Genomic DNA, 6,670 nt, shown 5'->3' with positions numbered 1-6,670 from the left:
CTCCGGGAGGAGCGCCGCGCACGCGAGGGCGTGCGGACCGCCGCCCGAGTGGCCCATGACGGCGAACCGGTCGAGCCCGAGAGCCTCGGCCACAGCCCGCCCGCAGGCCGCCGCGGAGGAGACGTCCCGGCCGGGCGCGGGGCTCGACCCGCCGTAGCCGGGCCGGTCGTAGCCGACCCAGCGGATCCCCAGCCGGTCGGTCGCCTCGGCGAGCGGCTCCGCGGGCGGCAACCCGATGTTCGGCGTGCCGTGGTGCCAGAGGATCGTGGGACCTCCGCGGGCACCGGTGTCGTAGGCGTGGACCGTGCCGCCGCCCGGCACCGCGACGTCGACCTCTCTCACGGATCGCTTCATGCGTCGTCCCTTCGGATGATCGGCTCTCCCTCGAGAGCCTCGCATCCCGACGACGCGCCGTCACTCCCAGAGCTGATGCGGTGTCCGATCCGCCCCTGTTGCCGCCAACCTCCCGCGAGTAGCGTGGCGATGGCGCACCGCACCCCGCGCGGCGCCCACAAGGCGACGTGAGAAGGCCAGGCAGACGATGAGGCGACCCTACCGCTCGACCCGTCGGAGGGCTCGGAGCCTCCTCGTCGCGGCTGTCACGACGGCCGCCCTCGCCATCGGCTGGGCCGTGGCGACGAGCGCCACCGCGGCCCCGGTCGCCGCCCACGGGTCGCATACCGCGGTGACCCTCACGGCGGTGTCCAATCCGCACCCGCAGTACGTGAGCGGCGGAGACGTCCTCCTCCAGGTCGACGGCAGCTCCGCCCGGCCGGCCGTCACCCTCAACGGCAGGAGCGTCTCCTCCGACTTCGTCCGGCGGACCGACGGCACGTGGCTCGGCCTCGTCGACGGGCTCCGGCGCGGCCACAACACCGTCGTGGCGCGGTCGGGCAGCCACCGCAGCACGCTCGCCGTCGACAACCACCCCATCACCGGGCCGGTGTTCGCGGGCCGTCAGCAGACGCCGTTCTACTGCGAGACGACCGCCTACGGGCTGCCCGCCGCGACCCCGCCCGAGTGCTCGGCCCCGACGTCGGTCACCTACCAGTACAAGTCGACCGACGGCTCCTTCAAGGCGCTCGCCGACCCGGCGCATACCCCGTCGGACCTCGCGACCGCGACGGTCGACGGCCGCTCGGTCCCCTACATCGTCCGTCTCGAGCAGGGCACCATCGACCGCGCGGTCTACCAGGTCGCCGCCCTCTGGGACGGGAGCGACCCCTCGCCGTACACGCCCGACACGAGCTGGAACGGCCGGCTCGTCTACACCTTCGGCGGCGGCTGCAACGCCGGCTTCCACCAGGGCGCGACGACGGGCGGCGTCATGGAGGACGCCATGCTCTCCCAGGGGTATGCCGTCGCCTCCTCCTCCCTCAACGTCCTCGACCAGAACTGCAACATCGTCCTGTCCGCCGAGGCGGCGATGATGGTCAAGGAGCACGTCATCGAGACCTACGGGCCGGTCGCCCACACGATCGGCTGGGGCGGCTCGGGAGGCGCGATCCAGCAGTACAACATCGCCGACGCCTACCCGGGCATCCTCGACGGCATCATCCCGACCATCTCCTTCCCCGACGTCCTCACGACCCTCCAGCCGGTCGCCGACTGCGCGCTCCTCGAGCGCTACTACGCCGGCGCCGGCGCGAGTCTCACCGACGCGCAGCGCAGGGCCATCGAGGGCTTCACGACGACCTCGACGTGCGGCTCGTGGGTCCTGACCTTCGCCAACCGGGTCACGGCGACCGGCAGCTGCCCGGACGCCGTGCCCGCCGACGTCCGGTGGAATCCGACGACGAACCCGACGGGCGTCAAGTGCGACGTCTTCGAGCAGCTCATCGACATCCTCGGCAGGAAGGCCTCGACCGGGTACGCCCGCCGTACGGTCGACAACGTCGGCGTCCAGTACGGCCTCGCCGCCCTCAAGGCCGGCGCCATCACCCCGCAGCAGTTCATCGACCTCAACGCCTCGATCGGCGGCTTCGACGCCAACGGCAACCCGACGACCACCCGCAGCACGGCCGACCGCTGGGCCCTCCGGGCGGCATACCGGGCCGACCTCATGAACGCGGCGTCGCAGGGACTGAAGGACACCGCGATCATCGACCAGCGCTGGGACCTCGACCGGGCCGGCATCGGCAACGACATCCACACGAGCGAGTGGTCGTTCGTCGTCCGCGCCCGCCTCCAGAAGGCGAACGACACCTACGCCAACCAGGTCATCATCGCCAACCAGCCGGTGCCCGACCAGATGGCGGCCGCGGGCAGCTACGAGCTGAACGCCATGGACCGCTGGCTCACCGCCGTCGACGCGGACCCCAGCCACCGGTCCCTCTCGACGAAGATCATCCGCGACAAGCCCGCCGACCTCGGCGACGGCTGCTACCTGTCGGCGACCGAGCGCATCCTCGAGCCGCTGTCGACCTCCAACACCGGCCGGTGCGGCGCGGCCTACCCGGTCGCGACGAACACCCGCATCGCGGCCGGCGCCTCGTGGTCGATGGACAACACGATGAAGTGCTCCCGCTCGAGGATCGACTTCTCGTCCTACGGCGTGCGGTTCACCGCGGCCCAGAAGCAGGCGCTCCGCGCGGTCTTCCCCACGGGCGTCTGCGACTACGCCAAGCCCGGCGTCCTCCAGGAGGCCCCCGCGGGAACGTGGCGCAGCTACAGCCCCGCCCGCTGACGCCCCTGCTTCGTCGTCGGCGTACACGCTCGGCGCGGACGCCGACGGTGCGCACGCTCAGCGCACCGCGCCCAGCGCATGAGCCCAGTCCGTTCGGACGGAGAACTTGCATATGGACGGAGTAGTTTCCCCGTCCGCGCGCAACTTCTCCGTCCGAACGGTGGTCGTCGACTCACGTGCGGGCCGCCGGCTCGCCATCCGGGCCGTCGCCCTTCCCATCCGTGCGGGGTCAGGACGCGTCGACCCAGCGGGTGCCGGTCGGCTCGACGAGGCCGGAACCGCCCGTCAGCTCGGCGACGAGGGCAGCCAGGGTGGGCGACTCGCCGACCGGCTCGGCGGCGTGGATGACGGCGGCGGGCTGCTCGGCATACGACACCTCGCGGACCGGTATGCCGCGGGCCCGCAGCTGCCCGTCGACCCGGCCCGCGTCGGCGAGCGGCAGCCGGACGGCATACTCCGTGACGAGCCGCCGACGCGAGAGCCCGGCATCGTCGAGCGCGGCCCGCACGGCGTCGCCGTAGGCGCGGACCAGCCCGCCGGTCCCGAGGAGCACCCCGCCGAACCACCGGGTGACGACGGCGACGACGTCACTCACCTCGCGGCCGCGGAGGACCTCGAGCATCGGCGCGCCGGCGGTTCCCGACGGCTCGCCGTCGTCGGAGGATCGCTGCGTCCCGGCGTCCGGGCCGAGGACGAAGGCGCTGCAATGGTGCCGGGCGTCCCAGTGCTCCCTGCGGACCCGATCGACGACACCGCGCGCCGCCTCTTCGGTCTCGACCCGCTCGAGGGTGCACCGGAACCGGGAGCGCTTGACCTCGATCTCCGCGATGGCGCTGCGAGCCGGGACGAGGTATGCCGAGACGCCGGTCATCTCCCCGCTCAGCCCCGCACCGACCCTGGCGCTCTGCCACCCGATCGGGGCCTGTGCACCACCCCACCGAGTCCCACCCCCGGCCATCTGCCACCCGATCGGGGCCCGTGCACCACCCCGAGTCCGGATCCGGCATCGGTCCCGACCGCGGACCGACACGTCCCGATGCCGTCATGCCGGAATCCCCGGAGAGCACGCTGGGACTGCGCCGACAGGACCGACCGGTCGGACTGGTGGGAGAGGACCGACCCGCGCGACTGGTTCGACAGCAGCGACAGGATGCTCATCGAGGAGCCGACGGACAGCACCGACGCGAACGACCCGACGCTCGCGATGGAGAGCACGGAGTGCGACGACCCGATCGACAGCACCGAGTGGGTGGACCCGATGGACAGGACGGAGCGCCGGGACGCCAGGGACCAGCGGCTGCGTGACATGCCCTCATCGTAGGAAGCCCGGGCCGCCCACCATCCCTGGAGACAGCTCATCCGATGCTGGCGTTCTCGCACCCGATCGGGGCCTGAGCACCACCCGAGAACCAGCCCTGGCGCTCTCGCACCCAATCGGGCCTGAGCGCCACCCGAGAACCAGCCCTGGCGCCCTCGCACCCAATCGGGGCCCCTGCACCACCCCGGCGAAGCCGCCCACCCTGGCGCTCTCGCACCCAATCGGGGCCCCTGCACCACCTGGCCTTCTCGCACCCGATCGGGGCCTGAGCACCACCCGGAGGCAGGAGCCGGCATCCATCCTGGGGATCAGTCGAAGACGCCGGAGTAGGCGTTGAGGGCCGGCTGACCGCCGAGGTGGGCGAAGAGCACCGTCGCGTCGCGCGGGATCTCGCCGGACGCTACGAGGTCGACGAGACCGGCCATCGACTTGCCCTCGTACACCGGGTCGAGGATGACGCCTTCGAGGCGCCCGCTGAGCCGGATCGCCTCGACCGTCGACGCGACGGGGATGCCGTAGCGGTCGCCGGCCCACCCCTCGAGGACCGTGATCTCGTCGTCGCGCAGGTCCCGTCCGAGCTCGATGAGCCGCGCCGTGTTCCGGGCGATCCGTGCCACCTGGTCACGAGTCTGCTCGAGCGTCGCCGACGCGTCGATCCCGAGGACACGGCGCTCCGGCCCACCCGTCGCCTCCTGGAGCGCCGCGAAACCGGCGATCATGCCGGCATGCGTCGAGCCGGTCACGGTGCAGACGACGATGGTGTCGAAGGTGACCCCGAGCTGCCGCTCCTGCTCGGCGACCTCGAACGCCCAGTTCGCGAACCCCAGCCCGCCGAGCGGGTGCTCGCTGGCTCCGGCCGGTATGCCGTAGGGCCGCCCGCCCGCCTCCTCGACCTCGCGGATCGCCTCCTCCCAGGAGGAGCGGATGCCGATGTCGAAGCCGGCGGGGTCGAGGCGCACGTCGGCGCCCATGATCCGGGACAACAGGATGTTGCCGACCCGGTCGCCCACGGGGTCGTCCCAGTCGACCCAGCGCTCCTGGACGAGTCGGCACCGCAGGCCGAGGTGTGCCGCGACCGCGGCGACCTGGCGGGTGTGGTTGGACTGGACACCGCCGATCGAGACGAGGGTGTCGGCGCCCTGGGCGAGGACGTCGGGCACGATGTACTCGAGCTTGCGGATCTTGTTGCCCCCGAAGGCCAGGCCGCTGCTCACGTCCTCGCGCTTGGCCCAGATCTCGGCGCCGCCGAGATGCCGGGTCAGCCGGTCGAGCCGGTGGACCGGGCTCGGGCCGAAGGTGAGTGGGTGCCGGGGGAACTCCTGGAGCCTCATGGCGGCAGTCTTCCAGCCCGGGTTCCTTGGGCCGCGCGGACCGTCCGTCCTCCCCGCGGACTCGGTGGTCCGGCAACCCGTCAGCCAGCGCCCGGCGGCCGGCGGGTGCTCGACGTCGTGTCCCCTCACGAACGCAGGTCCCGGCCAGCAAGGCGGGATGGCCTGCGCCATCGTCGCGCCGGCCGTCAGAACAAGTGGGGATTCAGCGGGGAGGCTGCCGTGAGACCTCCGTCCACGGTGAAGCACTGCCCGGTCACGAACGCAGTCCCGGCCAGCAAGGCGGGATGGCCTGCGCCATCGTCGCGCCGGCCGTCAGAACAAGTGGGGATTCAGCGGGGAGGCTGCCGTGAGACCTCCGTCCACGGTGAAGCACTGCCCGGTCACGAAGGCGGCCTCGGGCGAGGCGAGCCACGCGACGAGGCCCGCGACATCGTCGGGCCGGCCGAACCGGCCGGCCGGGTGACGGGCCAGCGCGTCGCGGCGAGCATGTCCCGGATCCTTGGCCTGAGCGAAGGCCTCGTCGGCCATCCCCGTGTCGACCCACCCGGGGCTCACGGCGTTGCAACGGACCGCCGGGCCGTGGTCGACGGCGATGGACCGGGTCAGCGCGTGGACGAACGCCTTGGACGCGTTGTAGAGCGCCATGCCCGGGTCGGAGACCACCCCGGAGATGGATCCGATGTTGATGATGGTGCCGCCATCGGACGACATGTCCTCGAGGGCGAGACGGCACAGGGCGAAGACCGCCCGACAGTTCACGCCGACGACGGCCTCCCAGTCGGCATCGGTCGACTCGGAGACCGTCCTCTCGACCTGCACTCCCGCGTTGTTGACGAGCAGCGACACCCGTCCGAACTCCTCGTGCGCTGCCGCGAAGAGCCTTCCGGCCGCGGCAGGGTCCGCCAGGTCCGCGGTCACCCAGGCCGCCGCGGAGGACAGGTCGGCGGGCCGCTGGCCTCGACCGCACGTCACGACGCGCGCTCCCTCGGCGAGCAGCCGATCGACGATCGCGCGGCCGATGCCGCGCGTGCCGCCGGTGACGATGGCGGTGTGGCTCATCCCAGGCTCCTGGTTCGTGGGCGGTCCCCACATCCTCCAGCCTGGGCTCCTCCGGTCAGCGTCGGGCGACGGAGGCGGCGTGTCCTCGCTCCGAGGGCGCGCCCACCCACGCACGGCCACGCCGAGGGAGCCACAATGGGTGCGTGGGACACCTGAACCCCGCTTCGGCCCGGACCCCGGATCGGGATGCCGACGTGCCCGCGCTCGCGGACTCCTCGCTGCTGCGCGAGCCGCCCGCGACCGCCCGGGGCGCGCGGACCCGGGCGCGGCTCGTCG

Annotated in this window: 6 protein-coding genes; 2 read left to right on the top strand and 4 right to left on the bottom strand. The window is 72.5% G+C overall.

The annotated features are described in order from the left end of the window. Nucleotides 1-354, bottom strand: a 354-nt coding sequence (locus BN12_RS19795) for an alpha/beta fold hydrolase (protein ID WP_048555195.1), incomplete at its 3' end; no start/stop codon positions are given. 187 nt (nt 355-541) lie between these two features. Between BN12_RS19795 and BN12_RS19790 the strand changes: the two genes are divergently transcribed. Further along, on the top strand, nt 542-2,686 hold the full coding sequence (locus BN12_RS19790) for a DUF6351 family protein (protein ID WP_053080123.1): 2,145 nt from the start codon (nt 542-544) through the stop codon (nt 2,684-2,686). Between the two features lie 229 nt (nt 2,687-2,915). Here the strand turns inward: BN12_RS19790 and BN12_RS19785 are convergent, their stop codons facing one another. Further along, nucleotides 2,916-3,557 carry an IMPACT family protein gene (locus BN12_RS19785; protein WP_048555194.1) on the bottom strand — a complete coding sequence of 214 codons (642 nt, stop codon included), beginning with the start codon at nt 3,555-3,557 and terminating at the stop codon, nt 2,916-2,918. A 279-nt stretch (nt 3,558-3,836) separates the two neighbouring features. Here BN12_RS19785 and BN12_RS24740 point away from each other — a divergent pair, with 279 nt between their 5' ends. Next, on the top strand, nt 3,837-4,007 hold the full coding sequence (locus BN12_RS24740; protein ID WP_157635580.1) for a hypothetical protein: 171 nt from the start codon (nt 3,837-3,839) through the stop codon (nt 4,005-4,007). Nucleotides 4,008-4,312: 305 nt separating this feature from the next. Here BN12_RS24740 and BN12_RS19775 read toward each other — a convergent pair whose 3' ends face one another. Next, nucleotides 4,313-5,335, bottom strand: coding sequence for a 1-aminocyclopropane-1-carboxylate deaminase (locus BN12_RS19775; protein WP_048555192.1), 1,023 nt, complete (start codon nt 5,333-5,335; stop codon nt 4,313-4,315). A 312-nt stretch (nt 5,336-5,647) separates the two neighbouring features. Beyond that, nucleotides 5,648-6,394, bottom strand: a complete 747-nt coding sequence (locus tag BN12_RS19770) for an SDR family NAD(P)-dependent oxidoreductase (protein ID WP_048555191.1) — start codon at nt 6,392-6,394, stop codon at nt 5,648-5,650. Between the last annotated feature and the right edge of the window lie 276 nt (nt 6,395-6,670).

The organism is Nostocoides japonicum T1-X7 (assembly GCF_001046855.1).
In the GTDB taxonomy this organism is placed as follows: domain Bacteria; phylum Actinomycetota; class Actinomycetes; order Actinomycetales; family Dermatophilaceae; genus Nostocoides; species Nostocoides japonicum.
Note: the sequence above shows the minus strand (reverse complement) of the source record. Positions and strands in the feature narration are given on the sequence as shown.

Excerpts from the sequence above, each read along its gene's own strand:
- BN12_RS19790 (WP_053080123.1), top strand. The coding sequence starts at position 542 with ATGAGGCGACCCTACCGCTCGACCCGTCGGAGGGCTCGGAGCCTCCTC.
- BN12_RS19785 (WP_048555194.1), bottom strand. The coding sequence starts at position 3,557 with ATGACCGGCGTCTCGGCATACCTCGTCCCGGCTCGCAGCGCCATCGCG.
- BN12_RS24740 (WP_157635580.1), top strand. The coding sequence starts at position 3,837 with ATGCTCATCGAGGAGCCGACGGACAGCACCGACGCGAACGACCCGACG.
- BN12_RS19775 (WP_048555192.1), bottom strand. The coding sequence starts at position 5,335 with ATGAGGCTCCAGGAGTTCCCCCGGCACCCACTCACCTTCGGCCCGAGC.
- BN12_RS19770 (WP_048555191.1), bottom strand. The coding sequence starts at position 6,394 with ATGAGCCACACCGCCATCGTCACCGGCGGCACGCGCGGCATCGGCCGC.